18 protein-coding genes and 5 pseudogenes are annotated in these 25,483 nt (G+C 61.5%); 13 read left to right on the forward strand and 10 right to left on the reverse strand.

What is annotated here, in order from left to right:
* Window positions 1–377 precede the first annotated feature (377 nt).
* The 4 genes and pseudogenes from C4J84_RS26735 to C4J84_RS12365 all read left to right on the forward strand — a co-directional run.
* Window positions 378–797 (forward strand): annotated as a pseudogene (locus tag C4J84_RS26735) (HAMP domain-containing protein); the annotation flags it as partial.
* 102 nt (window positions 798–899) lie between these two features.
* Window positions 900–1,655: a methyl-accepting chemotaxis protein gene (locus C4J84_RS26740; protein ID WP_372238208.1), complete on the forward strand. Its 756-nt coding sequence runs from the start codon at window positions 900–902 to the stop codon at window positions 1,653–1,655.
* Window positions 1,656–1,672: 17 nt separating this feature from the next.
* The gene (locus C4J84_RS12360; protein ID WP_124435428.1) at window positions 1,673–2,593 is read left to right on the forward strand and encodes a substrate-binding domain-containing protein; all 921 of its coding nucleotides are present in this window, start codon (window positions 1,673–1,675) and stop codon (window positions 2,591–2,593) included.
* Between the two features lie 72 nt (window positions 2,594–2,665).
* Window positions 2,666–3,277 (forward strand): glutathione S-transferase, encoded by a 612-nt coding sequence (locus C4J84_RS12365; RefSeq protein WP_124435429.1) that lies wholly within the window; start codon window positions 2,666–2,668, stop codon window positions 3,275–3,277.
* Window positions 3,278–3,437: 160 nt separating this feature from the next.
* On the opposite strand, the gene C4J84_RS12370 is transcribed toward C4J84_RS12365, so the two are convergent.
* The 4 genes and pseudogenes from C4J84_RS12370 to C4J84_RS12385 all read right to left on the reverse strand — a co-directional run bounded on the left by C4J84_RS12370 (window position 3,438) and on the right by C4J84_RS12385 (window position 6,631).
* Window positions 3,438–4,373, reverse strand: a complete 936-nt coding sequence (locus C4J84_RS12370) for a DMT family transporter (RefSeq protein WP_124435430.1) — start codon at window positions 4,371–4,373, stop codon at window positions 3,438–3,440.
* Between the two features lie 134 nt (window positions 4,374–4,507).
* A pseudogene (locus C4J84_RS12375) lies at window positions 4,508–4,886 on the reverse strand (helix-turn-helix domain-containing protein); the annotation flags it as partial.
* A gap of 186 nt (window positions 4,887–5,072) precedes the next feature.
* Window positions 5,073–5,612, reverse strand: a complete 540-nt coding sequence (locus tag C4J84_RS12380) for an AAA family ATPase (RefSeq protein WP_124435431.1) — start codon at window positions 5,610–5,612, stop codon at window positions 5,073–5,075.
* A 122-nt stretch (window positions 5,613–5,734) separates the two neighbouring features.
* Window positions 5,735–6,631, reverse strand: a complete 897-nt coding sequence (locus C4J84_RS12385) for a LysR family transcriptional regulator (protein WP_124370669.1) — start codon at window positions 6,629–6,631, stop codon at window positions 5,735–5,737.
* Window positions 6,632–6,783: 152 nt separating this feature from the next.
* Between C4J84_RS12385 and C4J84_RS12390 the strand changes: the two genes are divergently transcribed.
* The 4 genes from C4J84_RS12390 (at window position 6,784) to C4J84_RS12405 (ending at window position 9,281) form a co-directional block, all read left to right on the forward strand.
* Window positions 6,784–7,437, forward strand: coding sequence for a hydrolase (locus tag C4J84_RS12390; protein WP_124370670.1), 654 nt, complete (start codon window positions 6,784–6,786; stop codon window positions 7,435–7,437).
* 168 nt (window positions 7,438–7,605) lie between these two features.
* A complete protein-coding gene (locus tag C4J84_RS12395) occupies window positions 7,606–7,908 on the forward strand; it encodes a helix-turn-helix transcriptional regulator (protein WP_101209484.1) in 303 nt (100 codons plus the stop codon).
* A gap of 62 nt (window positions 7,909–7,970) precedes the next feature.
* On the forward strand, window positions 7,971–8,945 hold the full coding sequence (locus C4J84_RS12400) for a zinc-dependent alcohol dehydrogenase family protein (RefSeq protein ID WP_124435432.1): 975 nt from the start codon (window positions 7,971–7,973) through the stop codon (window positions 8,943–8,945).
* 42 nt (window positions 8,946–8,987) lie between these two features.
* Complete coding sequence (locus C4J84_RS12405) at window positions 8,988–9,281, forward strand: antibiotic biosynthesis monooxygenase (protein ID WP_124370672.1); 294 nt, start codon at window positions 8,988–8,990, stop codon at window positions 9,279–9,281.
* A gap of 46 nt (window positions 9,282–9,327) precedes the next feature.
* Here the strand turns inward: C4J84_RS12405 and C4J84_RS12410 are convergent, their stop codons facing one another.
* Complete coding sequence (locus C4J84_RS12410; protein ID WP_124435433.1) at window positions 9,328–11,187, reverse strand: ABC transporter ATP-binding protein; 1,860 nt, start codon at window positions 11,185–11,187, stop codon at window positions 9,328–9,330.
* Window positions 11,188–11,331: 144 nt separating this feature from the next.
* Between C4J84_RS12410 and C4J84_RS26430 the strand changes: the two are divergent.
* Window positions 11,332–11,394 (forward strand): annotated as a pseudogene (locus tag C4J84_RS26430) (adenylate kinase); the annotation flags it as partial.
* Window positions 11,395–11,452: 58 nt separating this feature from the next.
* On the opposite strand, the gene C4J84_RS12420 reads toward C4J84_RS26430, so the two are convergent.
* Genes C4J84_RS12420 through C4J84_RS12440 form a run of 5 tightly spaced genes read right to left on the reverse strand, consistent with a single transcriptional unit; the run spans window position 11,453 to window position 18,977 of the window.
* On the reverse strand, window positions 11,453–13,066 hold the full coding sequence (locus C4J84_RS12420) for an ABC transporter ATP-binding protein (protein ID WP_124435434.1): 1,614 nt from the start codon (window positions 13,064–13,066) through the stop codon (window positions 11,453–11,455).
* Window positions 13,063–13,947: an ABC transporter permease gene (locus C4J84_RS12425; RefSeq protein WP_124435435.1), complete on the reverse strand. Its 885-nt coding sequence runs from the start codon at window positions 13,945–13,947 to the stop codon at window positions 13,063–13,065. The genes C4J84_RS12420 and C4J84_RS12425 overlap by 4 nt, the downstream gene beginning before the upstream one ends.
* 3 nt (window positions 13,948–13,950) lie before the next feature.
* Window positions 13,951–14,901, reverse strand: coding sequence for an ABC transporter permease (locus C4J84_RS12430; protein ID WP_124435436.1), 951 nt, complete (start codon window positions 14,899–14,901; stop codon window positions 13,951–13,953).
* On the reverse strand, window positions 14,898–16,511 hold the full coding sequence (locus C4J84_RS12435; protein WP_124436317.1) for an ABC transporter substrate-binding protein: 1,614 nt from the start codon (window positions 16,509–16,511) through the stop codon (window positions 14,898–14,900). Before C4J84_RS12435 ends, C4J84_RS12430 begins: the two co-directional genes overlap by 4 nt.
* A gap of 45 nt (window positions 16,512–16,556) precedes the next feature.
* The gene (locus tag C4J84_RS12440) at window positions 16,557–18,977 is read right to left on the reverse strand and encodes a TonB-dependent siderophore receptor (RefSeq protein ID WP_124435437.1); all 2,421 of its coding nucleotides are present in this window, start codon (window positions 18,975–18,977) and stop codon (window positions 16,557–16,559) included.
* 247 nt (window positions 18,978–19,224) lie between these two features.
* Between C4J84_RS12440 and C4J84_RS12445 the strand changes: the two genes are divergently transcribed.
* The 4 genes and pseudogenes from C4J84_RS12445 to C4J84_RS26750 form a co-directional block, all read left to right on the forward strand.
* Window positions 19,225–21,033: an ABC transporter ATP-binding protein gene (locus C4J84_RS12445; protein ID WP_124429586.1), complete on the forward strand. Its 1,809-nt coding sequence runs from the start codon at window positions 19,225–19,227 to the stop codon at window positions 21,031–21,033.
* A 277-nt stretch (window positions 21,034–21,310) separates the two neighbouring features.
* Window positions 21,311–22,408, forward strand: coding sequence for an ABC transporter substrate-binding protein (locus tag C4J84_RS12450; RefSeq protein ID WP_124435438.1), 1,098 nt, complete (start codon window positions 21,311–21,313; stop codon window positions 22,406–22,408).
* Window positions 22,409–23,702: 1,294 nt separating this feature from the next.
* A pseudogene (locus C4J84_RS26745) lies at window positions 23,703–24,752 on the forward strand (sensor histidine kinase); the annotation flags it as partial.
* A 246-nt stretch (window positions 24,753–24,998) separates the two neighbouring features.
* Window positions 24,999–25,287: pseudogene (locus tag C4J84_RS26750) on the forward strand (response regulator transcription factor); the annotation flags it as partial.
* Between the last annotated feature and the right edge of the window lie 196 nt (window positions 25,288–25,483).

Below are 25,483 nucleotides of genomic sequence, written 5' to 3' on the forward strand. Positions count from 1 at the left end.
TCGCCCAGCAGCGCCAGTTAGTGACGGCCTACGCCGACCAGGCGCAAACCCTGATGGCCTCGCACCGTGAGCATGTGCAGCAACTCGCGTTGACGCGAGTGCTGCAAGGTTACAGCAGCGGCCAGGGTTCGCAGTTGGCGGGTTACCTGCGCGATTACATTGCTCGGGCCCGCAGTGCCGGCGACGCACAACAGGTGGCGGCGGCTGAAAAACTGCTGTTGGAAGTCAATAAATCTTATGACGGGCTGGCCGCGCATGCGGCGACGCCAGCCATCGACACCTTGCAACGCGTGCTGAACCTGCAGGACGAGGTCATCAGCACGCGCCTCCAGGCGCTATTGGCCGTTGACCCAAGAGGCGGGCGGATTGCCGCCGTGATGGTCAATCGTCTACTCACCGATCTGACCGGCGCCGACGGCGTGTTCCATGCCTACCTCGCCGAGGCAAAATTGATCGCGCAGGTTGTGCAGCAACGCACGGCGGTAGAAGTCGCCCTGCAATCCACCCTGGGCAAGATTGGCGAATTTGGCAGCCAGGCCCTTGAGGTCGCCAATCACGCCCGGGACGATGCCAACGCCACCATCGGCACCAGCCGCAGCCTGGTGCTGATCGCCTGTGTACTTGCGGTGCTGGCCGCCGTGCTGATCGGCATTTGGGTCGCCTTCAGCCTGCGTCGTCCCCTGGCGGCGTTTCGCGAGGTGCTCAAGCAACTGACGGCCGGCGATATGCGCGTCAGTTTCGATGTCTCGCGCAAGGATGAGTTCGGGGAGCTGGGGGGCTACCTGAATGAACTGACCATCGCCCTGCGCAAAACCTTCCGTGAGCTGATCAGCTCCGCCGATGCCCTGGCGACCACGGCGGACAACAATGCCTTGAGCAGCGAGCAGACTACTCGCGTAGTGGATGAGCAAAAAGACAGGTTGCAGTCGGCGGCCTCGGCCATGACTGAGATGGAAAGTACCGTGGAAGAAGTCGCACGGCGCGCGCAAGACACCCGCAAGGCGGTGGACGACACCAGTGACCTAACCGATCAAGTACAGGAGCGTGTGGCCGAGACCATCGTCAACATTCGCCTTCAGGCCGAGCAGGTAAACAAAGCCACCGAGGTTACCGACGAACTGCAGAAGTACGGCCACAATATCGAAGGCATTGTGGTTGCCATTCGTACCATCGCCGAACAGACCAACTTGCTCGCACTCAACGCGGCTATCGAAGCCGCGCGTGCGGGCGAACAAGGTCGAGGTTTTGCCGTCGTCGCAGATGAAGTGCGCTCCCTGGCAAGTCGTACCCAGACCTCTACCAGCGAAATCCAGGAAATGATCGGACGGATGCAGGAAAAAATTCATTCCGTGGTCCAGGTGATGAACGAGAGCCAGGTGCAGTCGGGCCAATGCGTGTCGCTGGCCTCGGGAGCCGGTGAATTGCTGCATTCGATGAGCGAGGCGGTCGGCACGATTCGCGACATGAACATCCAGATTGCTGCGGCCACCGAGCAGCAGAGCGCCACCGTGGCGGAAACCAGCCGGATGGTCATCCAGATCAATGATTCGGCGCAGCAGACGGCCGAAGGTGCCGAGCAATCGGCCAGCAGCAGCCAACGCTTATCGGCCATGGCCAAAGTGCAGCGTGAACTGCTTCATCAATTCAGCGTTTGACCCTCGGGAGCTAGAAAATGAAAGCATGGTTCAGATGTTTCCTGGGGTCGGCGCTGTTAACCACAGGCCTGGCCCAGGCCGCTACGCCGCTGGTGGGCGTGGCCATGGCCAAATACGACGATAATTTCCAGGCGTTGCTGCGCAATGGCGTGCAGCAAAAGTCGGCGGCGATGGATATCGATATTTTCATGGAGAATGGGCAGGACAATTCCGCATTGCAGCTGCGGCAGTTTCGCAACCTGATCCATTCCAAAGTCGACGCGATCATCGTGGCCGTGGTCGACGGCAAAAGCACGCCGCAGATGATGCAGTTGGCCAGCGAAGCGAATATTCCCCTGGTCTTCGTCAACCGCAATCCCTCGCCCGAAAAGCTCACCGCGCGCGCTGCGTTTGTCGGCTCCAATGAACTGGAGTCAGGCACCTTGCAGATGGAAGAATTGGCACGCCGGGCCGGCTACAAGGGCAACGTGGTGATTCTGGTCGGCGACCCCGCCAATGCGTCCTCATTGATGCGCACCGAGGACGTTGAAAAAGTCGTCGCCAAGTACCCGGACATGAAAGTCGTGCAGAAAAAAGTCGCCAACTGGGAGCGTAGCCAGGCCGCCACGGTGGTCATGGACTGGGTGAAGCAGGGCGTCGATTTTTCGATTGTCGCCGCCAATAACGACGAAATGGCGATCGGCGCGATCATGGGCCTGGAGAAGGCCGGCAAGCAGGCCAAGGACTACTGGGTCGGCGGCATCGACGGCACGTCGGATGGGCTCAAGCTTATGGCGGATGGAAAGATGGCTGTCAGTGTGTTTCAGGATGCCGTAGGGCAGGCGAGTGGCGCGGTTGATGCGGCTGTCCGCCTGGCGCGTGGCGAAAAGCTGGATACACCGATCATCTGGGTGCCGTTCCAGTTGATTACTCCGGAGAATCGTCAGCAGTTCGAGTGACGGGCGATGTGAGTCTGTGCAAGGGGCGAGCACGGTAATAGTATTGACCCCATTACAAAGGGAGATCACCTGATGAAATTGATAGGCATGCTGGATTCTCCCTATGTTCGACGGGTGGCTATTTCGCTGGAGGCGATGGAGGTCTCGTTCGAGCACGCCGCACTTTCGGTATTCAGCGACTTCGAAGCGTTCGCTGCGATCAACCCAGTGGTGAAGGCACCTAGTTTGGTGCTGGATAACGGCAGCGTGTTGATGGATTCGACGCTGATCATCGACTACTTCGAGGCGCTGAGCCCGGCTGAGCGAAAATTGATGCCACACCAAGCCGTGCCTCTGGCTGATTCGCTGCGGACCTTGGGGCTGGCATTGGCTGCCTGCGAAAAGGCGGTGCAGATTGTCTATGAATACCGGCTGCGACCAGAGGAAAAACGCCATCAGCCCTGGCTGGAGCGGGTAACCGGGCAGTTGTTGGCGGCTTGTCGCGCATGGGATACGCAACTGTCGGGACGGCAATCGGTTGCGTCAGATCGGCCGGATCAGGTTGACATCACCAGCGCCGTCGCCTGGTCGTTCATACAGTTGATGGTCGCTGATGTGGTCAGGGCGGTTGCTTTCCCAGCGTTGCAGGCACATGCGGCACACTGGGAAGCCACCGAGCTGTTTAAACGCTACCCTCAGGTTTGATAGCACCAGAGTGCCTGATGGTCAGTCCTTTACCAGGGGCCAGGTGCGTTGGCGTGCTTTGCGTCTTCATGAGTAAACGAGATTTATCAGTATGTCCGCAGCGGGTAATGCAACTGCCAGCATAAACAGCTCCTTGTTAAAGCCTGTGCATGTGACACGTTCAGCGCGCAGCAGTGGGCTTTTTCAGCAGGATGAAGCCTGAAATCAGGATAAGGGCCAGACCGACCGCAGTCCGGCCATTGAGCACTTCATTGAACAGCAACGCCCCCCAGGCAATCGCGAAGATCAGGTAGGTGTAATCGAATGCGCCGATGATCGAGGTCTCGCCGATTTGATAGGCCCGGGCGATGCCGGTACTGACCAGTACCATCAGAATCGCCAGCACCACCATCACGCCCCAGTCGCTGATCGCCATGGGCGACCAGTCGCCCACCAGAAACCGCAGGCCCTCGTTGGCCGGCAGGTGAGGGCCAGTCTGTGCAACGACAATGCTGCCGACCACCCCAATCAACAACAGGACGATGTTCAGCGCCAGGGCCAGGTGCGTGGGCGCCTCATTGGCGCACTTGCCCTTGGTCACGACCGCTGCGAGGGCATAGAAAATCGCAGCGAGCACGGGTAGCAGTGTCCATAAGTTGAAGTCAGCCTGACTGGGCGCGAGCGTGACCAGCACCCCGGCGAATCCCACCAGAATGGCCACCCATTTGCGCGGTGTGACATGCTCGTCCAGGGTGACTGCCGAGAATAAAGCGATAAACAAAGGTGTCGTATAGATTGCCAATGCGGCTATGGTCAGGCTGATGAAGGGCAGTGCGCTGTAAAAGGCGATCCACATCAAGGCAAGCAGCAGGCTTCTTGCGCCTATCCACAAAGGGGAAAGCGGCCGTTGCTGCATTGTGCCGCGGCGGTACATCAACAAGGCGACGAGCATGCCAATGGCCAGTAGCGAACGAATCACGTAGAGCTGCCACATCGATGTCTCGGCGCTGGTGGCCTTGATAAGAGCGTCTGACACCGACAACAGGAACACCGAACCTACGACGATGAGTATGCTTTGTCGGTTTTCAGCGGCGGTAACGGTTGTGGTTGCAGGCATGATGGATCCTGATGTGATCGACCTGAAGGATTCTGGTTGAACTCGTAGTGCATTTAAAGAGACTTATGGTTACGCAGGCGGAATGAAAATTATGGATAGCTTCCAACGCTCGCTGCTCTCTTCTAGCCCGTTATCTAACCCTCCAACTGATTAGCGTCTGGTGGCGATCGTTTCCCGAGGAACCTCCCCGTATCTTGTGCAGGAGGCAGTCCAAACACCAGTGAATAATCCCTGCTGAATTGTGTCGCACTTTCATAGCCGACTTCGAAGGCCGCCGCCATCACGCTCTTGGCGTGGGCCACCATCAGTGTTCTAGCCAGGAGCAGGCGAACCCGTTTTTGATACTGCAAAGGACTCAGGTTGGTGACTGCCTTGAAGTGGCGATGAAACGCCGAGATGCATCATTGATGCTCGTTGCGCCAGGCGCTCTACCCCAATCGGCTCAGCGAAGTCACGGCGGATCCACTGGATCGCCATGTTGACTCGGGCCATCGCCGTATCCGGTGCTGCAATGTTGCCGTCAGAGGAGGGCGCCTGGATCAATGCCCAGACCCTCGAAGTGGCCGGCGGCTAAAACATCTGAATCATGAGGGTTTTGCCATGCTGGATCATATCTTTTTGTCCGTGAGCGATATCGCACGGTCCATCCCCAGAAAGGGAAGTCGTGCCTTTGCCTTTTTTAAATCAATCAACCGTCGATCAATCTCGCGGGGCCTGGACGGTCGAACTTCCAATGCTCGCGAGAAAAATGCCGATATCCCGATTAGACCGCAGGCGAGCAACGCGGCAATCTGATGGCGCTGTTGCCACAAGTTGCTGCATCTTTGCTCGCGCTGTTTTTTTCGTCCGCCACATGAATCTAAAAAACTCCGGCAGGTTGGCCAGCAGTTCGGGGCAGTTCTGCGGCAGGTCAGGCCGAGACTGACCACGTTGGAGCAGCGTTCTGCGCAGTACGCGCATGAATCGAAGCGTTGCAGATCGGTCAATCCAAATCAACAGATCTGCGCGTGCCAGCCGGTTATCCCACGTGGCTGAATGGCCACCTTCGAATATCCAGCAATCTCGTGCCTCTACTTCGAGACAAAGCTGCGTCTTCTCGTCCCGGCTTCTTTCGATCCACCCTGGCTGCCAGTGGATAGTGTCGATATGAACAACCGGTAGCCCCGTGCGCTGGCCAAGCTCACGCGCCAAAGTGCTTTTGCCCGCCCCAGGTTGACCAACTATCATCACCCGTCGCATCGAAGCTCCTTCTCGCTATGCAAGCTGATTTTTTGGGGTGGCGATTTTACCTCAGTGCCTATCTTGGTCAACAACAAGCGCTCAGCACAGTAGGCAGCCACTCACTCAAACACCTCCCCCAATCAAACAGCAACATCTCCCGCAAAATACGGAGATTCCCCGAAATACTCGATCAACAATTGCGCAAAGACCCGGATCTTCTGCGCAGGATGCTGACCGGCCGGGCGGACTAAGTAAGCACCCGCTGGCGGTGGTGGATAACGCGTCATGATCGGCACCAGTGCGCCGGATGCCAGGCTGTCATACGTTAGGCAATCGGGCAGGTACGCGACCCCGAGTCCGGCGACTGCGGCGGCGACTAGCGCGATGCCGTTGTCGGCCTTGAAGCGTCCTTGCGGGCGAATGGCGACGATCTTGTCGCCATCCATGAATTGCCAAGCTTCGGTGCTTTGCATCAGGGCTTGATGGGCGGCTATCTCCTCAGGTTTCTCGGGTGAACCATAAGCCTTGATATAGCCCGGACTCGCGACCAGCTTGCCGTTGATCGGGCCGATGCGTCTTGCGATCAGGTTGGAATCCTGAAGGTAGCCGACGCGGATCGCGCAGTCGTAACCTTCGGCGATGAGGTCAACGAAGCGGTCGCTGTAGCAGGTCTGGATCTGAAGTTGCGGGTGCCGCACGGCCATTTCCGCCAGTACGGGGGCGAAGTGAGTCGGGCCAAAAGAAAGCGGCGCGGCCACTCGTAAACGACCCTGCAGCGCTCCGGCAGGCAGGATCGCTTCCCTGGCTGACTCCATTTCTGAGCAGACCCTCGCTGCATAATCGCGAAAGGTCGCGCCGGCCTCGGTCAGCGCCGCGCCGCGAGTCGAGCGTGTCAGCAACTGCACGCCAAGCTGTGCTTCCAATCGCGCCAACCTGCGACTGACGATTGACTTGGACACGCCCAGCCGGGCTGCGGCAGGCGAAACGCCCCCCGCGTCAGCAACCTCTACGAATGTCTGAAGCTCTTCGATATCCAAACGGTGTTCCTCATTTCGCGACACAGCCAAACACTTGGCAACACTACCGGATTAAGCATCGAAACAGCACAGTGTTGTTCGCAGGCAGCGTCGGCGCTGGCGTATGCCGCTCATTACCAATCCAATTCATAACGACAACACGGGATCTATTAATGACTTTTCGTAACGGCCTTACATCGCTTCTTCGTCCTGAAGATTCGGTACTCGTTCTGATCGACCACCAGCCTTTCCAGCTCACTAATCTGAACAGCCATGAGCCGCAAATGGTGGTCAACAATGCGACGGCGTTGGCGAAGGCAGCCAAGGCGTTCAACGTGCCCACCATCTTGACCAGCGTGATCGCCGAGCGGGGCGGTTTCATCTTTCCGCAAATCCTCGATGTTTTTCCCGGCCAAGAGGTGATTGATCGGACGCTGATCAACACCTGGGAAGACCAGAAGGTGGTGGACGCGGTAAAAGCGACGGGCCGCAAGCAACTGGTTATCGCGGGTCTGTGGACCGAAGTCTGCGTCGCCATGCCGGTGATCCAGGCACTCGGCGAAGGTTGGGATGTAACGGTGATCACTGACGCATCCGGCGCGGTTTCGGTCGAGGCCCATCGAGTGGCGATCCAGCGCATGATTGCGGCGGGCGCGAACATGATGACTTGGCTCGCTCTCGCTGCAGAGTGGCAACGTGACTGGGCTCGGGAGGAAACCGCCGGTGCGCTGACCGATGTGCTGCTGCAGCATGCTGCCGGTAGCGGTATTGCGTATCTGTGGGAGCAGCAGTTGCTCAATGCGCCAGTGCCAGCCACCGCCGGGTGATCTGAGTGGGGGATGAAGAGCTGGTTGATCTATGTCTGGCCACAGACATTGCGAGCCTTCATCTCCTCTCGCAGCAACTGGAGAGGTCTGTTCAGCAGAATGTGAGCCGTCGGTCGCGAAGGGAAATCGGGTATTGATATATCGGAAAATCTCGATATCATCCGAGCTATGGACTTACTCGAAATATTCAAAGCACTCTCAAATCCGGTACGCCTTCAAATTCTGAAAGGCTTGAAGGACCCCGTGAACAATTTCCCTGCGCAGGATGAGGGTGACGTTTTCACGGTGGGTGTCTGCGTCAGCAGTATCCAGGAAGGTATCGGGCTGTCGCAGTCTACGGTGTCGGGTTATCTGGCAACCCTGCAACGAGTGGGCCTGGTCGAAGTCAGGCGCATCGGCCAGTGGACGTACTACAAACGCAATGAAGCAACTATCAGTGCCCTTGCCGAGTTGATCGGGAAAGATCTGTAATTTTTTACTGCATTATATCGAGATATCTCGATATTCCTTTTTGTCGATACGAGGATTTCAAAATGAAAGCGATGGTACTCAAATCATTTGGCGGCCCGGAATCGTTCGAACTCTGCGACGTACCCAAGCCAGTGCCGGGTGTGGGACAGGTCTTGGTGCGGGTACACGCAACCTCCATCAACCCCTTGGATTTTCAGGTTCGGCGCGGCGATTACGCTGACCTAGTGCCACTGCCGGCGATTACCGGACATGACGTTTCGGGCGTTGTCGAAGAAGTCGGGCCGGGGGTGACGGGCTTCGCTCCGGGGGACGAAGTCTGGTACACCCCGCAAATATTCGACGGGCCAGGCAGTTATGCCGAGTACCACGTTGCGGCCGAAAGCATCATCGGCCACAAACCGCCATCGCTGAGCCATCTTGAGGCGGCAAGTCTGACTCTGGTTGGCGGCACGGTGTGGGAAGCGCTGACCGTGCGAGCGGCGCTCAGGGTAGGGGAAAGCATTCTGATACACGGCGGCGCGGGAGGCGTGGGTCATGTAGCGATCCAGGTCGCAAAAGCCATTGGCGCGCGGGTCTTCGCCACCGTGCGCGAAGCAAACTTTGAGTTCGCCCGTAGCATGGGTGCCGATGTGCTTATCGACTACAAAAAGGAAGATTACGTCGACGCCATCCTGCGCGAAACCGGCGGCCAAGGTGTGGATGTGGTGTTCGACACCATAGGCGGCGACACCCTGTCGCGCAGCCCGGATGCGCTGGCTCAACTGGGCCGTGTGGTCTCGATTGTCGACATCGCGCAGCCGCAAAACCTCGTTCAGGCCTGGGGCAAGAACGCCAGTTATCACTTCGTCTTCACCCGACAAAACCGCGGCAAGCTTGATGAGCTGAGCACGTTGGTGGCTCGCGGTCAGTTGCGCCCACACGTTGGCGCGGTCTATTCGCTGGCCGATATCGGCCTGGCCCATGCTCGGTTGGAAAGTCCCGAGAACGGCCTCCAAGGCAAAATCGCGATTGCAGTTGAGCCATCGCTTATTTCCTGAGCGCCTATTTTCAGCCGTCTAAGTCGTATCAGAGGAAATGCCATGATTTATGAAATTGCTCTGCTTCCCGTACACAAAGAACGTATTGAACACTTCAAAAGTGCCTTCGCCGAGGTCGCGCCGTTGCTCACCCGCGCGAAGGGTTACGGCGGCCACTTGCTCGCGCAAGGAATCGAAACCCCCGAGCATTTCAACCTGATAGTGCGCTGGGCTTCACTTGAAGATCACTCGCCGGGCTTCGAGGCGAGTGATGACCATCAGATGTTCATGCTGGGCCTGGAGGACTATTTTTCTGAAGAACCGAAGGTCCACCATATCGAAGGAGCAGTTTTCTAACTGGATCGATGCTCAGTGGACGGCATCACTCGCCGCACTCCACCGTTCACACCTGATCCAACGCCTCAATCACACCTTTGTCCTCGCCCAGAAAACCACCGCTCTGGTGCTGCCAAAGCCGCGCATAAACGCCATTCTTCGCCAGCAGTTCACTGTGGGTGCCCTGTTCAATAATGCGCCCGTCATCCATCACGATGAGCCGGTCCATGGCGGCAATCGTCGACAGTCGATGGGCGATGGCGATGACGGTTTTGCCTTGCATCATCTCATCGAGGCTTTCCTGGATTGCGACCTCGACTTCCGAGTCCAGCGCGCTGGTGGCTTCGTCGAGCAGCAGGATCGGGGCGTTTTTGAGCATGACCCGGGCAATTGCCACGCGCTGGCGTTGGCCGCCCGACAACTTGATGCCGCGCTCACCGACCAAGGTGTCGTAGCCGCTATGACCTTGGCGGTCGCTGAGTTGGCTGATGAACTCGTCGGCCTGCGCATTGGCGGCGGCGCTGCGGATTTGTTCGTCGGTCGCGTCGGGTCGGCCGTAGGCAATGTTGTCGCGGATCGAACGGTGCAGCAGGGACGTATCCTGCGTGACCATGCCGATTGAGGCGCGCAGGCTGTCTTGCGTCACTTTTGCGATGTTTTGGCCGTCGATGCAAATCTCGCCGCTGTCGACGTCATAGAAACGCAGCAGCAGATTGATCAGCGTGGATTTACCCGCACCGGAGCGTCCGACCAGGCCGATTTTTTCGCCAGGGCGGATGTTCAGGTTGAGGCCGCTGAGCACTTGGCGCTCGCCGTTGTAGTTGAAGCTGACATTGTTGAAGGTCACCGCGCCGCCGGTGGTCTGCAGCACGCCCGCATCCGGCGCGTCCTGCACTTTGGTGCCGAGGGTCAGCGTCGCCATGCCATCCTGGGCGGTGCCGATGCTTTCGAACAGCGAAGTCATTTGCCACATGATCCAGTTCGACATGCCGTTGATCCGCAACGCCATCGCAGTGATCGCCGCCACGGCACCCGCGCCGACCGCGCCGTCATGCCAGAGCCACAACGCATAACCGCCCGCCGACATGATCAACGCCACTACCAGTGCCTGATTGACGATCTCGAACTGGCTGACCAGGCGCATCTGGCGGAAACCGGTTTGCTTGAAATCCTCCATCGCCGCACGCGCGAAATGCGCTTCGCGATTGGAGTGGGAAAACAGTTTCACCGTGGTGATGTTGGTGTAAGCGTCCGAAATTCGCCCGGTCATCATCGACCGTGCGTTGGCCTGCTCCTGGCCGACTTTGCCCAGACGCGGCACGAAATACCACATGGCCAGGCCGAACAACACGAACCAGGCCATGAAGGGCAGGATCAGCTTCAGCGCGAAGCCGCCGGCCAGCGCGATAATCGCGATGAAATACACGCCGATCCCCGGCAGGATCTCGATCATTGTGAACAGCACGTCGCGCACGGCCAGCGCAGTCTGCATGACCTTGGTGGTGACGCGGCCGGAGAATTCATCGGAAAAAAACGAGAGGCTTTGTCGCAGCATCAGGCGATGGAAATCCCAGCGCAGCCGCAACGGCAAGTTGATCGCCAATACCTGGTGCTGCACCATCGTGCGCAACGCCACCAGCCCGACGCTGGTCACCATGACAATGCCCATGCCCCACAACACGCGGCTTTCCTGCGCCGCCGCTTCACCGCCGGCCTGCCAGGTCGAGAGCAGATCGACGATTTGGCCCAGAAACGAAAACAGCCACGCTTCGTAGATCGACACACCGGCACTCAGCAGCGCCAGCGCCAGGATGTAACCGCGAGCGCCGCGCGTGCAGGCCCATAGGAACCGAGCCAGGCCCGCGGGCGGCGGTGGCACTTCGTCAGGCGGGAAGGGGTCGAGTCTTCGTTCAAATACACGAAGCATGCTGGTCTCCAAAACGATCAAGTTGAGGAGATTCTGCCATTGAACGGATGCTTTGAGGGTTTTGCGAACGTTGGGGACGGCGATGAGGCGAGGTATGCGATATCTGGCCGACCTCAAAATCGGCTCATATTCATGGAGGAAAAAATGCGGATGTACATCACAGGTGCCTCGTGTGCGGGCGTCACCACACTGGGGCAAAACCTCGCACGTATGCCCAGGAGAAGGGCATCACGGCGCGTGACTGTGCTGCCGAGTAAAGCGCCGCTCAGGCGGCGCTCGCGCTAGCGTGCTGGCCCGGGATGGCGCCAATCAGCTCACGGGTGTAATCGCTAGTCGGGCGGTTGAAGATGCGCTCCACCGAGCCCTGTTCGATCACCCGGCCATTGCGTAACACCAGCACCTCATGGGCAAAGTTGGCGACCACCGACAAGTCGTGGGACACCAGCACGTAGGCGATGCCCATGTCCCGTTGCAGCTCTTGCAGCAGTTCAAGGATGTGCGCCTGCACGGACACGTCGAGGGCGCTGACCGGTTCATCCAATAGCAATAGATCCGGCTTGAGCGCCAGGGCGCGGGCGATGGCGACACGTTGGCACTGGCCGCCGGAAAGCTCGCGCGGCAGCCGATCGAGGAAATTCACCGGCATATGCACGCGACTGATCAGCTCGCGCGCGGCCTGTTCCAGGGCCGCGCCCTTGAGCAAGCCGAACGACACCAGCGGTTCGACGATGCTGTCGAACACGGTGAAGCGTGGGTCCAGCGCCGCAAACGGGTTTTGTTGCACCAGTTGCAGGCGCTGGCGCAGCGGGCGGAAGTCGCGCCAGCTGAGGTCGGTGACGTCCTGTTGCTCGAACCACACCCGCCCGCGGCTGGGTTTTTCCAGGCCGAGGGCGATGCGCAGCGCGGTGCTTTTGCCCGAGCCGGACTCGCCGACAATCGCCAGGGTCTGCCCGGGGTAGACCTGCAGGCTCAGGTCCTCCAGCGCCACAAAGGTCGCGTCTTCGCCCTTGACCTTGGGCAGCGCGAACGTCTTGCCAACATTTTGCAGTTGCAGGATCGGCGGCTGCGTTGGATTCGGTCGGGCCAGTGGCTGGCGGCGCTTGGCGAACGCCGGCGCGGCGGCGATCAAGGCGCGGGTGTAGTCATGCAGCGGCGCGCCGAGAATCTGCCGGGGTGCCCCTTGCTCCACCACTTGCCCCTGTTGCATCACCAGGACGCGGTCGGCGCGATCCAGCGCCACGCCAAGGTCATGGGTGATGATCAGCAACGAAATCCCGCGCTCACTGACCAGCCGTTGCAGGTGGTCGAGGATCTTGCGCTGCACGGTGACGTCCAGAGCACTGGTCGGCTCGTCGGCGATGATCAAGCGTGGGTTGCCGGCCAGGGCGATGGCGATCAGCACGCGCTGACGCATGCCGCCGGAGAGTTCATGCGGGTACTGGCGCGCGCGCAGTACCGGCTTGTCGATACCGACCTGTTGCAGCAGCTCGACGATATCGGCATCGACGCCGGGGTAGCGCTTGCCCTTGGCCAGGATCAGCGCCTCGGCAATCTGCTGGCCAATGCGCAGGGTCGGGTTGAGGCTGACCATCGGGTCCTGAGGCACCAGGCCGATGGTGCGCCCGCGCAGGCCGCGTCTCTGGCGTTCGCCGGCGTGGGGGAGGTTGTTGCCGTCCACCCACAGCTCACCGGCGCTGATGGTTGCGCTGTCCGGCAACAGGCCAAGAATCGCGTTGGCCAGTGTGGTTTTACCCGAGCCGGACTCGCCGACAATCGCCAGCGTCTCGCCTTGGGCGATGGTCAGTGACAGCTGGTTTACCGCCAGGTTGCCGTGCCGGTAGCTGACACTAAGCTGGCGAACATCCACTAAAGCATTCATCGCTGAACCTCCTCGAACGTGCGGGCAATGTGGTTGAGGCTGAACACCACCGCGACCAAGAACAGGCCGGGCAGCAACGACACCCATGGGGCGGTGATCAGAAAGTGCCGACCGTTGGCGATCAACGTGCCCCATTCGGAGGCTGGAGGCGCGGCGCCGAAACCGAGAAAACTCAGGCCGGCGGTGGCGAGGATGGCTGCACCGAAATCCAGGGTCGCCAGTACCGCAACCGGGCCCCACGCGTTGGGCAGGATGTGCCGCAGCAAGGTGCGGCCCCAGCTGGCGCCGCCCAGGCGTGCGGCTTCCACGTACGGCAGGGTCTTGACCCGCAGCACTTCGGCGCGGGTGGTGCGGGCGAATCCGGGGATAATCCCGACGCCCACGGCGATAGCCACCGGCACCGTGCCGAAGCCGATGGCGGTGACAATCGCCAGGGCCAGCAGCAAGCCGGGCAGGGCGAGCAACACGTCGACAAACCGCATGATCACCGCATCGATACGCCCACCGGCAAAGCCGGACAGAATGCCCAGTCCGAGCCCGCCCAACAATGCGATCCCCACCGCCAGAAAGGCTGCCAGCACCGACAGCCTGGAGCCGTAGACCACCCGAGTGTACAGGTCGCGGCCCAGCTCGTCGGTGCCGAACCAGTGGCTCAGGTTCGGCGCCGTGAGCTTGACCGCAGGTGCGGTGGCATAGGGGTCGAAGCTGGTCAACCACTGCGGCGCCACGGCAGCCAGCAATGAAAACAACACAATCAACACTGCCAGGCTGAAACCCGGTCGCCGCAGCAAGGGCATTACTGCCGCCGTGGCACGTTGTCGGCGGGTGCGGCGTTGCCAGAGTGGGGGCGTAAGGCCGAGGTTTTGCTCAAGGATAGTCATGGTCTAAGACACCTTTGGCGTGTGGGAGATGCGCGGGTCGAGCCACGGGTACAGCAAGTCCACCAGCAGGTTGACCAGCACAAAGGCTGCCGCCGACACCGTGACAATCGCCAGCACCACCGGGATGTCCTGGCGCAGCACGGCCTCCTGGGCCAGGCGGCCGATGCCGGAGCGGGCGAAGATGGTTTCCACCAGCACCGCACCGGACACCGTGTTGCCCACCTGCAGGCCGATCAGTGTGAGAATCGGCAGCGCCGCGTTGCGAAACCCATGGCGCGCCTGCACCTGGCCACGGCTCAGACCCTTGGCGTAGGCGGTGACGATATACGACTCCTGCCACACGCCCTGGAAGCTGCGCTGCAGCACTTGGGCATACACCGCCGCACTTGGAATCGCCAGGGTGATCGCCGGCAGTACCAGGCTTTCAAAGCCCCGGCTGCCGGTGGCGGGGAACCAGCCGAGGCCGAAGGCGAACACCTGGATCAGCAACAGGCCCATCCAGAACACCGGCACCGAAAACCCCAGGGAAGGCAGGCGCGCCAGGGCTTTTTTCAGCGGTTGCCAGCGGATATAGGCGGTCAGGTAGGCCAGGCCGACACCGCCGACCAGCGACAACACAATCGCCAGGCCGGCCAGGGACAGGGTTTGCGGCAGGCGCTCGGCGAGCAACTCGGCGACCGGGCGGTTCAGCGACAGGGACTGGCCGAAATCTCCGTGCAGGGTGCCCAGTAGCAGGTCGACATATTGCTCGAAGAGGCCCTTGTCCAGGCCGTAATAGGCGCGTGCCTTGGCCAGGTCGGCCACCGACAGCGAATCGGCCTCCATGCCCGAGGCACTGAGCATGATCGACAGCGTGTCGCCCGGCAGCAGATAGAGGATGAAGTAGGTGATGCTATAGGCGCCCCACAGCACCAGCAGGGCCTGGCCGACGCGGCCGAGCAGGTAGCGGCTCATGGCGTGCCGATCTCGATATCACCCAGCAGCGCGAAGCCCTCGGCGGTCCAGCGAAAGTTCTTCACCTTGGGCGACGTTGCAGCCTGCCACACGCGCTCGTACACCGGGAACGCCGAGCTTTCGTCGATCAGCAGGTCCTGCAGGTCGCCATAGGCGGCGGCACGTTGTGCGCCTTGGGTGGCCGTAATGCCGGCATCGAACAAGCCCTTGGCTTTTTCCAGGGTGGCCGGTTCGTAGGTGTTAGTGGCCACGGTGGAACTGTTGGCGCTGCGCGGGTCGAGGATGGTTTGCAGGATGATCGGGTCGGCGCGGGTCATGTAGTTGATGGTCAGGTCGTAGTTACCGGCAGAGTTGTTGGCCACCCATTCGGCGCGGGTCACCACGCTGAGTTTCAACTCGATGCCGACCTTGCGCAGTTGGTCCTGGATCAGCACGTCACCTGCGGTTTCGGCCGGGCTGATGTTGTAGCTCAGGCTCAGGCGCTTGCCGTTTTTGCTGCGGTAACCGTCCGCGCCCTTGGCCCAGCCGGCTTGATCCAACAGTTTTTCGGCAGCTGCCGGGTCGTAGCCGAGCTTGCTGCCCTGGCTTTTGAAGTAAGGCGTGGTCACGTCGAAGATGCCGTCCACCACCGGGAACTCGGCGTTATACACGGTGCTGGCGTAGCTCTTGCGGTCGATGGACTTCTGCACGGCCAGGCGCACTTGTTGATCGGCGAGAATGCGTTCGCCACGAGTGTTGGGGTACAGGTTCAGCGCCGGGCCCGGCAGCGAGCGGCTCTGGATGGTCGCGCCCTTGGACTGGAACAGCTTCAGGTCGACTTCCGAAAACGGGTTGCGTGGCCACAGGATGTCGGCCTTGTCCTGCAGGAACAGGCCGTTGCGCACGCTCTCTTCGGGGATGTAGCTGATGTCGACGGCGTCCAGATGTGCCTCACCCGGGTTCTTCATATTCGCCGAGGGCCACGCGTAACCCTTGCGTTTGGTCAGGTGCGCGCCGACTTCCGGGGTATAGCTGGCCAGCACAAACGGTCCGGTACCGATGATCTTGCCCAGCGAGCGCTCCTTGACCGTGAGTGCATAGGACGCGGGCGCGAGAATTGCCAGGTTGGTGGTCGAGGTGGCTTGTAAAAAGCCCGCGTTGGGTTTGGCCAGTACCAGCTTGACGGTGAAGTCGTCGACCACTTCGGCGTGGTCATAACCGGCCAGGTAGGTGGCGCCGAAGGTCGCCGGCAGCTCGGTGGCCAGGGCCTTGTCGCTGTCGAACGCGGTTTTCACCGCTTTTGCGTCGAAGCGCTCGCCGTTGCTGAACGTCACGTTGTCGCGCAGGTGAAAGGTGTAGGTCAGCGCGTCGTCACTGATCTCCCAGCTCTTGGCCAGCCAGGGGATGATCTTGCCGGTGGCCGGGTCCTGGTCGGTGAGCGACTCGGCGACATTGCGCAGCAGCACGCGGTGTTCCAGCCAGTAGACCTGGAACGGGTCGACGCTGACCAGGGTGGTGTTGTCGCCAAAAAATGCAATATTCAGGGTTTTGTTCGCTTGCGCCTGGTCACCCGAAGGCGAGCAGGCGGCCAGGCTGATCGCCAGGGCGCAGGGGGCCAGCAGACGGCTCATCAAGTTGGAGGTGTTCAATGGGGTGCCCTCGTTTGGCGATGTGAATCAGAAGTCGTAGGCCAGCTTTGTGTACCAGTAGCCGCCGCCCGGATAGAACGGCGGGTTGCCGTAAGGCGCCAGGCCCAGGTTGCTGTAGACGGCGTGCCGGTCGGGGCGCACGTCGAAGATGTTGGTGCCGCCGATGCTGACGGTGATGCTGTCGACGAAGGTGTAGCTGACGTCGAGGTCGGTGATCCATTTGGCGCCGAAGCTGCGATCCCCGGTGGGGTTGATCGCCAGGGTCTTGACCGCGCCGTAGCGGGCGGTTTGCAGGTTGACCGCGAGGTCCCGGGCCTTCCAGTTCGCGCCGAGGATCCACTTGGTCTTGGGCGACGCTTGCGTGAGGTCACCCTCGCGGTCGCGGCCCACCAGGGTCACGCCGGAACCGTTCAGTGCGGCCGGGGTGTCGCGAGCGCCTTCGATGGTGGTCTTGTTCCAGTTCAAGCCCAGGCTCCAGCGCACGTCGCCCCAGGCATCCAGCGGTGTGGTGTGGTCGGCCACCACATCCAGGCCACGAGTGCGGGTGTCGAAGGCGTTGGTGTAATAGTTGACCCAGGTGCCGGTGGGCACGCCCTGGGCGGCGAGGATCGCGTTGACTGCGCCATTGCCCTGGTCATAGATATTGCTGGTCAGGGCGATGCGGTCGTCGATGTCGATCAGGTAGGCGTCGGCGGTGATGCTGGTGCGCGGCGCGGGTTGCCAGGTGAGGCCCAGGCCGAGGTTGCGCGACTTCTCCGGTTTCAGGTCATCGCCCCCCAGCGCCTTGGCCAGGTTGCTGCCCGACGGGGTCAGGCGGGTGACTGCCGGAACCACGTTGCCGTTGACGTCGGTGGCCACGCGGTTGTCCGCCACGGTGTAGCCGATCTGGGTCAGCGACGGCGCACGAAAACCAGTGCCGACGGTGCCGCGCACCGCCACGCTGTCGGTCAGCTCGTAGCGCGAGTTCACCTTGAAACCGAAGGTGTTGCCCGAGTCATCGTCGTAATGTTCGACCCGCCCGGCCACATCGAGGAACCAGCGCTCGGTGAGGTCAAAGCCCAGGTCCAGGTAGCCGGCGTAGTTGTTGCGGATCAGGGTGACCTCATCTTCGGGGCGAATGGTCACTGCCGCCTGCGCGCCCGATGCCGCCGGGTAGGTGCCGGTGATGTAGGCCTCGGGGTCGCCGGCGAAGGTGCTGAAATGCTCCCAGCGATGCTCCAGGCCGGCCGACACCTGCACCGGCGACGTGAGGTTGAACAGGCTGTCGTAACGACGGGTGACGTCGAGGTTGTTGACCCATTGTTCGAAGCGGAAGGTCGCCAGGTTGTCGAATTGGGTCGGCGAGGCGGTGCCCAGCGACGGGTTGATATTCAGGTCGCTGGAGTGGTGCACATTGTTGCGCCCGTAGGTGGTGCTCAGGTCCCAGTTCCACTCGGCCACTTGGCCCTTGCCGCCAAACAGCAACTGGTAGTCGCGGTCCTTGATGTTGTTCAGCGGGAAGTAACCGTCGGGGAACACCTCGGGCACCGCCGCGCGGCCGGTGGGCAGGCGCAGATAGTTGGCCGCTTCGGCGTCGCGCTCGCCGTAGGTGGAGAACGAATAAAGGGTCAGGTCTTCCAGCGCCAGCTCGGCGTTGTAGGCCAGGTTGAAGGCCTTGAGGTCGGGGTCGCCGTTCTTGATTGCCACCCGGTCCCATGCCGCTTCCTTGGCCGGATCGTTGAACGCACGTACGCTGCTGTCGGCCTTGTCGTTCCAGGAGGCTTCGCCGCGTTTGCGCGCATCGGCCGAGAGGTGGAAGAAGCCGCCATCGCCGAGCTTGAAACCCTGGTCGCCGGCGACCTTGATGGTTTCGCCCTGGCCGGAATACAACTGCCCATAGCTGGTCTCCAGGTGGCCGCCGTTGTTGGCGGACTTGAGGATGATGTTGATCACCCCAGCCACCGCATCCGAGCCGTACTGGGCCGCGGCGCTGTCCTTGAGTACTTCGATATGGTCGACCGAGCTGACCGGGATCAGGTCGATGTCCACGGCATTCGCGCCGCTGTTGTCGATCGAGCCGCGCTGGCCGGTAGCGCCGTTGTGGCGCCGTTTGCCGTTGACCAGCACCAGGGTGTAGGCCGGGCCGAGGCTGCGGTTGCTCAGCGGGCGGGTCACCGAGTTGTAGCCAGCGATATTGGTACCGAAGTTGAAGGAGGGCAGCAGCTTGGCAATCGCCTCGGACAACTCGGCGCGGCCGGTCTTGAGCAACTGCTCGCTGTTGATCACATCAATGGGTGCCGGGCTGTCGGCGACCGTGCGCTCCTGGCCGCGCAAACCGGTGGAAATCACGGTTACCGTGCCGAGCTTGGCCTCCTCGGCGCAGGCGGGCACCGCCGCCAGCAGCAGCGAGCTGGTCAACAGCGACAGGTGGAATTTTTTCAGCGGCGCTGCGAGAGAAATATCTGGCATATCGAGAGAGATCCATGTCGGGAGTACGTCCTCCGCCAGGCATGGGGTCGGTCTGTGAAGTGAAGATATCTCTATAAAAAAATGCGGGGAAAGTCTTTTTTGGAATAAGCTAATTATTAGATAATGTTATCTTTCAACTTAATAAGATCATCTATTTTTATTATCTGGCCGTTGGATGTGCGCGACGTCATCGCCTGTCATAATCCACCCGTCTCACCCCAGCCCCCACACGGAGTCCATACTATTGATGGTGCTGTTCAATCGATTGAGCGCGTTTTCCATACAGGCGCGCAGGGCACTAAAGCTGGTGTGGGGGACGTCGCGGCCCTTATTCATAGGCCTGCTGCTGGCAACCATCGTTGCCGGTCTGTTGCCTGCGCTGGCTGCCTGGATCGGCCAGCGTATTGTCGATGGCGTGGTGCACGCTATGCAGATTCACGCAGCCGGCAGCCAGGCGCCCGTGTGGCCAGTGATGCAATACGTGCTGGCCGAGGCGGGCGTGTTGGCGCTGTTGGCCGCCGCCCAGCGCGCGTTGTCGATGCAGCAATCGTTGCTGCGGGTGCAGTTGGGGGTGAAGGTCAACCTGATGATTCTGGAGAAAGCCCAGACCCTCTCACTCCTGCAATTTGAAGACGCCGAGTTCCACGACAAGCTGGTGCGCGTGCGCCAGGGCGCGTCGACACGGCCGCTGAGCCTGGTCACCAAGGGCCTGGGGCTGGTGCAGAACCTGATCTCGCTGATCAGCTTTGCCGTGCTGTTAGTGCACTTTTCGCCGTGGGCGCTGGTGATTCTGGTGGTCGGTGCCTTACCGGTGTTCTTCGCCGAGACGCATTTTTCGGGCAATGCGTTTCGCCTGTTCCACCGGCGCGCGCCCGAGACCCGTCAGCAGAATTACCTGGAATCGCTGCTGTCCCACGAGACCCATGCCAAAGAGGTCAAGCTGTTCGGCCTGGCGCCGCTGTTCCTCAAGCGCTACCGCGACAACGCCCGGCGCTTGTACACCGAAGACCGCCAGTTGACGGTGCGCCGGGATGCCTGGGGCTTTGCCCTGGGCCTGCTGGGCACCGCGGCGTTTTATGTGGCTTACGCCTGGGTGGTGCTGGACACCGTGCGCGGCCAGACCAGCCTGGGACAGATGACCATGTACATCGTGCTGTTCAAGCAGGGGCAAAGCGCGATCACCGCCAGCCTCAGCGCGATTGCCGGCCTGTATGACGACAGTCTGTTTCTGTCGGACCTTTATGAGTACCTGCTAACCCCGGTGGTCGTGCCAAGTGGCCGGCTTACCCAGGGCGCGCGTCCCGGCGACGGTCTGCGCTGCGAGCACGTGGGGTTCAGTTACCCAGGCGCTGAGCGGCCGGCATTGACTGATATCAACCTGCACCTGGCGCCGGGGCAAAGCCTGGCTCTGGTGGGCGAGAATGGCTCGGGCAAAACCAGCCTGATCAAACTGCTCACGCGCCTTTACACCCCGCACGAGGGGCGCATTCTGCTGGATGGCAGCGACTTGCAAGACTGGGATGAACAGACACTGCGCCAGCGCACTGGGGTGATTTTCCAGGATTACATCCGCTACCAGATGACCGTCGGCGAGAACCTTGGGGTGGGTGACGTCGATGCGCTGAACGACGAGGCGCGCTGGCGCACTGCCGCAACCCAGGGGGTGGCCGCCGAATTCATCGAGCGCCTGAGCAAGACCTACGGCACACAGTTAGGGCGCTGGCTTGGCGGCCAGGAGTTGTCGGGTGGGCAATGGCAGAAAGTCGCCTTGTCACGCGCGTATATGCGCCAGGAGGCGGATCTGCTGATTCTTGACGAGCCCACGGCCGCGCTGGACGCCGGCGCCGAGGCGGCGGTGTTCGAGCACTTTCGCGAACACGCCAAGGGCCGCATGACGTTGTTGATTTCCCATCGATTCTCCAGCGTGCGCAATGCCGACCACATCATCGTGCTGGACGGCGGGCGAATCCTGGAGGAGGGCAGCCATCACCAGCTGATGGCGGCGGGTGGGCGCTATGCCGAGTTGTTCGATGTCCAGGCGCGGGGGTATCGCTAGGTCCCCGAGCGCCCGTCCGGTCCATGGGGGCAGTCAGCTCGATTTCGCGCGCAGCAGGTCTGTTGAGACTATGCTCATCCCCACCTCGGGCCATGTACTGGCTTCAGTTGTCGTCCGCCAAGGAAAGGAGTCTGTACATGTCTGGTTCTTCATACCCGGTTCTATTGTTGCACTGGCCGAACGAGCAGTCCGACCCGCTGAAATGGCTTCATCGACAGGCTGTCGGCAGGTGTAGAGGGATGACGGTGGGTCAATCCCGGGCGCGATGGAGGACGGCATGAAGGCTCAACCGATCCACACAATCATGTGGCGCTTTGCCGGCTGCCTGGGTGGGCTAGTGATGATTGCCGCCAACCCGGTCCAGGCCGCCGACGGTGGTATCGCCGGCGGCCCTACCGCAAGCTATGGCATTGCCTTCAGCAACTCCTATGCGGGCAGTGATTTTCGCAAGGTGATGGTGCGCAACTGGCAGGAGATTGCGCTCCAGGCGCAAAAAGAGGGTTTGATCGGTGAGGCTCCGGTGGTCAGCGCCAATAACTCGGCCTCGGAACAAGCGGCCCATATTCAGGAGATGATCGTCAACGGCGTCAACGCCATCGTTATCCTGGCCGCGTCCGACACGGCCCTCAACGGGGTGATCCGCGATGCCTGCAACGCCGGCATCGTGGTGGTGGTCATGGCCAGCCTGGTCACCGAACCCTGTGTCTATACGGTGGACTACAACTGGTCCGCCATGGGCCGCGTGGAAATGGATTACATTGCCGAGCGCCTCAAGGGCAAAGGGACACTGCTGGAAATCCGCGGCATTGCCGGCGATGCCACCGATAAAAATATCAGCGACGGCATTCGCAAGGCCGCCAGTGACTATCCGGGCCTGAGGTTCGCCAAGACCGTGTACGGGAACTGGACGGAGTCTGTCGCACGCAAGGAGGTGGCGCTGGCGTTGCCATCGCTGCCCGGCATTGATGCCGTTGCTACTCAGGGAGGCGACGGTTATGGCGCGGCCATGGCGTTCAAGGCGGCGGGGCGTCCTTTGCCGATCATCGTGATGGGGAATCGTCAGGACGAACTCACCCTGTGGCAACAGGAGCGCGATGCCAACGGCTACGAGACCGTCTCCGTTTCCGCTTCTCCAAGTGTCTCCCAGGTGGGGTTCTGGGTGGCCCAGCAGGTGCTGGCGGGCAAGCAGGTGCCGAAGTTCGTCGAAGTACCGCTGGTGCGTATCGATGCGAAAGACCTCGACGCCTGGCTCGCCAGCATGCCGGTGGGCGGCGCCGCCAATCCGCTCTACAGCCAGGCTTCCGTTGCGGCGATGATCGACGCGGCCGCCAACCATACGGCGCCGCCGGCGCCTTTGCCGGAAGTTGCGAAGTAGTGGCGGGCGGGGGGCGCGGCTGCGGGGCGCCATGTTGATATTCAAACCCGTCAGTGATCGGCCCATTGCCGTCAAAATTGGCTTGGCGGTCGCCGCCCTGGTGTTCCTGATGTTGACGGTGTCTCTGGTGAACCTCTACGGCCTGCGAGGCATGGTTCGCGCGGTGGACTCGGCCAGTCATTCCGCAGAAATTCTGGCGTCGGTCAACGCGGCCACCGGGCGGGTGGAAAACTTCATTGCCACCCGCGATCAGGAAAGCTTGTCCCAGGCCGAGGGCAGGGTGGCGACGGCTATCGCTGGCCTCACCGCCATTCCGGTGGCCGAGGCGGAATCGCTCAAGGGCAGTCTGGAGCGGCTCGCCGCCGCGATCGCCGCCTTGCGCACGGCGAGCCTGACCATGGATGGCGAAACGGAGAACATGACCGCCCATTACGGCCGGATGCGAGAGGCGACGACTCTCGTCGAACAGGGCATCGCCGCTGGGTTGAAGGCGGTCGACGCTCGCGCCGTTGAGCACCAGGCGCGGGTGAGCAACATCGAAAGTGCCCACCGCATCCTCGATGTCCTGCGCAACGGCGAACGGCTCATCACCGCCAACGTGGCCAGGATGCTGGTGACCGGTGACGGGGCCGCCGCCACTGCGGTGCGTAATGCCTGCGCGGCACTCCGGCCCGTGGTCGAACAGTTGCGCGAGGTGATGGGGACGCCGCAGGAGAGCGAGGTCCTCGACCAGTTGGCCGCGGCGCTCGCGGCTGCCAGTGTGGCGATAGAGCGTCTTGGCGAGGCACCCAGGCTGCGCGCAGAGGAAGTTTTGCGGCATCTCTCCGCCGTGGGGGATGTGGCCGGGCGCCTCGAGGCGCTGTTGGGTAATGTGGAAGGGGACGTTACCCATGACGCCAGCGACATTCAGGCAGCCACCGGTTTGCTGCACAATGCAGCGGCGTTATCCAAGCGTTTCGCCGAGCGTGTGGCGACCCTGGAAGCGCAGACCCTGTCGTTTCGTCTGTCACCGTCGGCCGAGATCGCCGGCGCCGTCGGCACCCTCCTGGACGAGCTACTCCGTCTCTCTCGGGTGCTTCCTTCCTCCGTGGGGCTGCAAGGCACGGCTACGCCGCTGACTGTCAACGAGCAGATTGCCGGCTACCGGGCGGCATTCGCCAGATTCCATCAGGCGAGCAACGCCTTGAGCGACGCGCGTGACCAGGTTCGCAACGAGGCCCGCAGCGCCGGCCTGTTGGTTGCGCGCTTCGCGGGTCAAGCGCGCTCCGACGCCCTGGTCCACAATGACCGCGGCATGCTTGCGACGATCATTGCGGTTACCGTCGCCATCCTGCTGGCCGGCGCCATTGCCTGGAGCACCTCGCGATTTGTCGCGCAGCCCATCGTGGCTCTGGCCTCGGTCATGCGTCGGCTTGCGGCCGGCGACCTGCATGCCGAGATCGCCAGCGTCGGACGCGGCGACGAGATTGGCATCATGACCCGCGCCGTTCGGGTGTTCCAGGAGAATGCCCTGCGCATCCGGGTGCTGGAGGCCGAGGCCGAAACCGAACGACAGCAGGTCCAGGCCTCTTTGGAGAGAATGGTCGCCGAACGCACCGATACGCTGCACCAACAGACCGAAGTGCTGGAAGCGCAAGCCGTCGAACTTATCCAGGCGCGCAACCAGGCCGAGACGGCCAACCAGGCGAAGAGTGATTTCGTGGCCACGGTCAGCCACGAATTGCGCACACCCCTGACCCTCATTCTCGCACCCCTGGAGCAGCTCTCGGCGGCGGCCACCCCGCCCGTGGATTGGCGCGTGCAGATCGAGCGCGCCCAACGCAATGCGCTGCGCCTGATGAACCGGGTGAACGATATCCTCGATTTCTCCAAGGCTGAAGCGGGCAAGTTTGAGTTATGTCCAACGTCGGTTGATTTGAACAAAGCGGTGGGGGTGCTGGCCGAGGATGCCGCCATGGTGGCCGAGGGCAAGGGTTGCACCTTGACCTGCAGCATCGACCCCGCGCTCGGCACCGTGTTCCTGGACCCCCGACACTTCGAGAAGATCCTGCTCAACCTGGTGAGCAATGCCATCAAGTTCACGCCTGCTGGCGGCACGGTGCACCTGGCAGTGACGCCGATCGATGGCGAGCGATTTGAACTGGCAGTGCACGACTCGGGGATTGGCATCGCGCCCGACAAACTGCCGCTGCTGTTCCAGCGCTTTTCCCAGATCGACAATTCCGCCACGCGCCACTACAGCGGCACAGGCATCGGCCTGGCCCTGGTCAAGGATCTGGTCGAATTGATGGGCGGCGAAGTCGGCGTCAACAGCGAGCCCGGACGGGGCTCGTGTTTCTTTGTTCGACTTCCGCTGGGGGCTGAGCAAGACAGGATAGCGACCGAAGGCCGCCCTCTGTATGAGCAGCCGTCACTGAGCACAACAAGCTCAACCGAGCAGCGCCACCTGCGTTTTGACGACGGCCACCAGGGCGCCCCAACGCCAGACGCAGGCGAGGAGCAGCACCCGGAACACGCCTCGCGGTCCAGAGTGCTGGTGGTAGATGACAGCCCGGAAATGCTCAGCTATCTCACCGAGCTTTTGCACGACGACTACAGTGTCGCCACCGCAACGGATGGAGAGCAGGCCTGGGCGCTCCTGCAGCGTCGACCGATCGATGTCGTCGTTTCGGATGTGATGATGCCGCTGCTCGACGGCTTCGGCCTGACCGCCAGAATCAAGGCCAGCACCGGTTTTGCCCATTTGCCCGTGATCCTGGTGACCGCCCGCGGCGGCGGTGACGCCTGCGTTTCAGGGCTGGAAAGTGGCGCCGATGACTACATCGCCAAACCCTTCTCGCCGCTGGAGCTCAAGGCTCGCGTTCGCGCGGCGCTGCGCATGAGCCAGGTGCAAAGCGAACTGCATGCCAAATCGCGCCAGGCGGGCATGGCCGAAATCGCCACGGCTGTGCTGCACAACGTCGGCAACGTCCTCAACAGCGTGAACGTCTCGGCAGACCTGGTCAGCAACCAGTTGCGCGCATCCAAAGTCCATGGCCTGGGCAAGGTCGCTCAATTGATGAACGAACACGTCAA

Source organism: Pseudomonas sp. R11-23-07, from assembly GCF_003852295.1.
Classification (GTDB): Bacteria; Pseudomonadota; Gammaproteobacteria; order Pseudomonadales; family Pseudomonadaceae; genus Aquipseudomonas.

Coding starts and splice junctions, on each gene's coding strand:
- C4J84_RS12360 (WP_124435428.1), top strand. CDS start 1,673: ATGAAAGCATGGTTCAGATGTTTCCTGGGGTCGGCGCTGTTAACCACA.
- C4J84_RS12365 (WP_124435429.1), top strand. CDS start 2,666: ATGAAATTGATAGGCATGCTGGATTCTCCCTATGTTCGACGGGTGGCT.
- C4J84_RS12370 (WP_124435430.1), bottom strand. CDS start 4,373: ATGCCTGCAACCACAACCGTTACCGCCGCTGAAAACCGACAAAGCATA.
- C4J84_RS12380 (WP_124435431.1), bottom strand. CDS start 5,612: ATGCGACGGGTGATGATAGTTGGTCAACCTGGGGCGGGCAAAAGCACT.
- C4J84_RS12390 (WP_124370670.1), top strand. CDS start 6,784: ATGACTTTTCGTAACGGCCTTACATCGCTTCTTCGTCCTGAAGATTCG.
- C4J84_RS12395 (WP_101209484.1), top strand. CDS start 7,606: ATGGACTTACTCGAAATATTCAAAGCACTCTCAAATCCGGTACGCCTT.
- C4J84_RS12400 (WP_124435432.1), top strand. CDS start 7,971: ATGAAAGCGATGGTACTCAAATCATTTGGCGGCCCGGAATCGTTCGAA.
- C4J84_RS12405 (WP_124370672.1), top strand. CDS start 8,988: ATGATTTATGAAATTGCTCTGCTTCCCGTACACAAAGAACGTATTGAA.
- C4J84_RS12410 (WP_124435433.1), bottom strand. CDS start 11,187: ATGCTTCGTGTATTTGAACGAAGACTCGACCCCTTCCCGCCTGACGAA.
- C4J84_RS12420 (WP_124435434.1), bottom strand. CDS start 13,066: ATGAATGCTTTAGTGGATGTTCGCCAGCTTAGTGTCAGCTACCGGCAC.
- C4J84_RS12425 (WP_124435435.1), bottom strand. CDS start 13,947: ATGACTATCCTTGAGCAAAACCTCGGCCTTACGCCCCCACTCTGGCAA.
- C4J84_RS12430 (WP_124435436.1), bottom strand. CDS start 14,901: ATGAGCCGCTACCTGCTCGGCCGCGTCGGCCAGGCCCTGCTGGTGCTG.
- C4J84_RS12435 (WP_124436317.1), bottom strand. CDS start 16,511: ATGAGCCGTCTGCTGGCCCCCTGCGCCCTGGCGATCAGCCTGGCCGCC.
- C4J84_RS12440 (WP_124435437.1), bottom strand. CDS start 18,977: ATGCCAGATATTTCTCTCGCAGCGCCGCTGAAAAAATTCCACCTGTCG.
- C4J84_RS12445 (WP_124429586.1), top strand. CDS start 19,225: ATGGTGCTGTTCAATCGATTGAGCGCGTTTTCCATACAGGCGCGCAGG.
- C4J84_RS12450 (WP_124435438.1), top strand. CDS start 21,311: ATGAAGGCTCAACCGATCCACACAATCATGTGGCGCTTTGCCGGCTGC.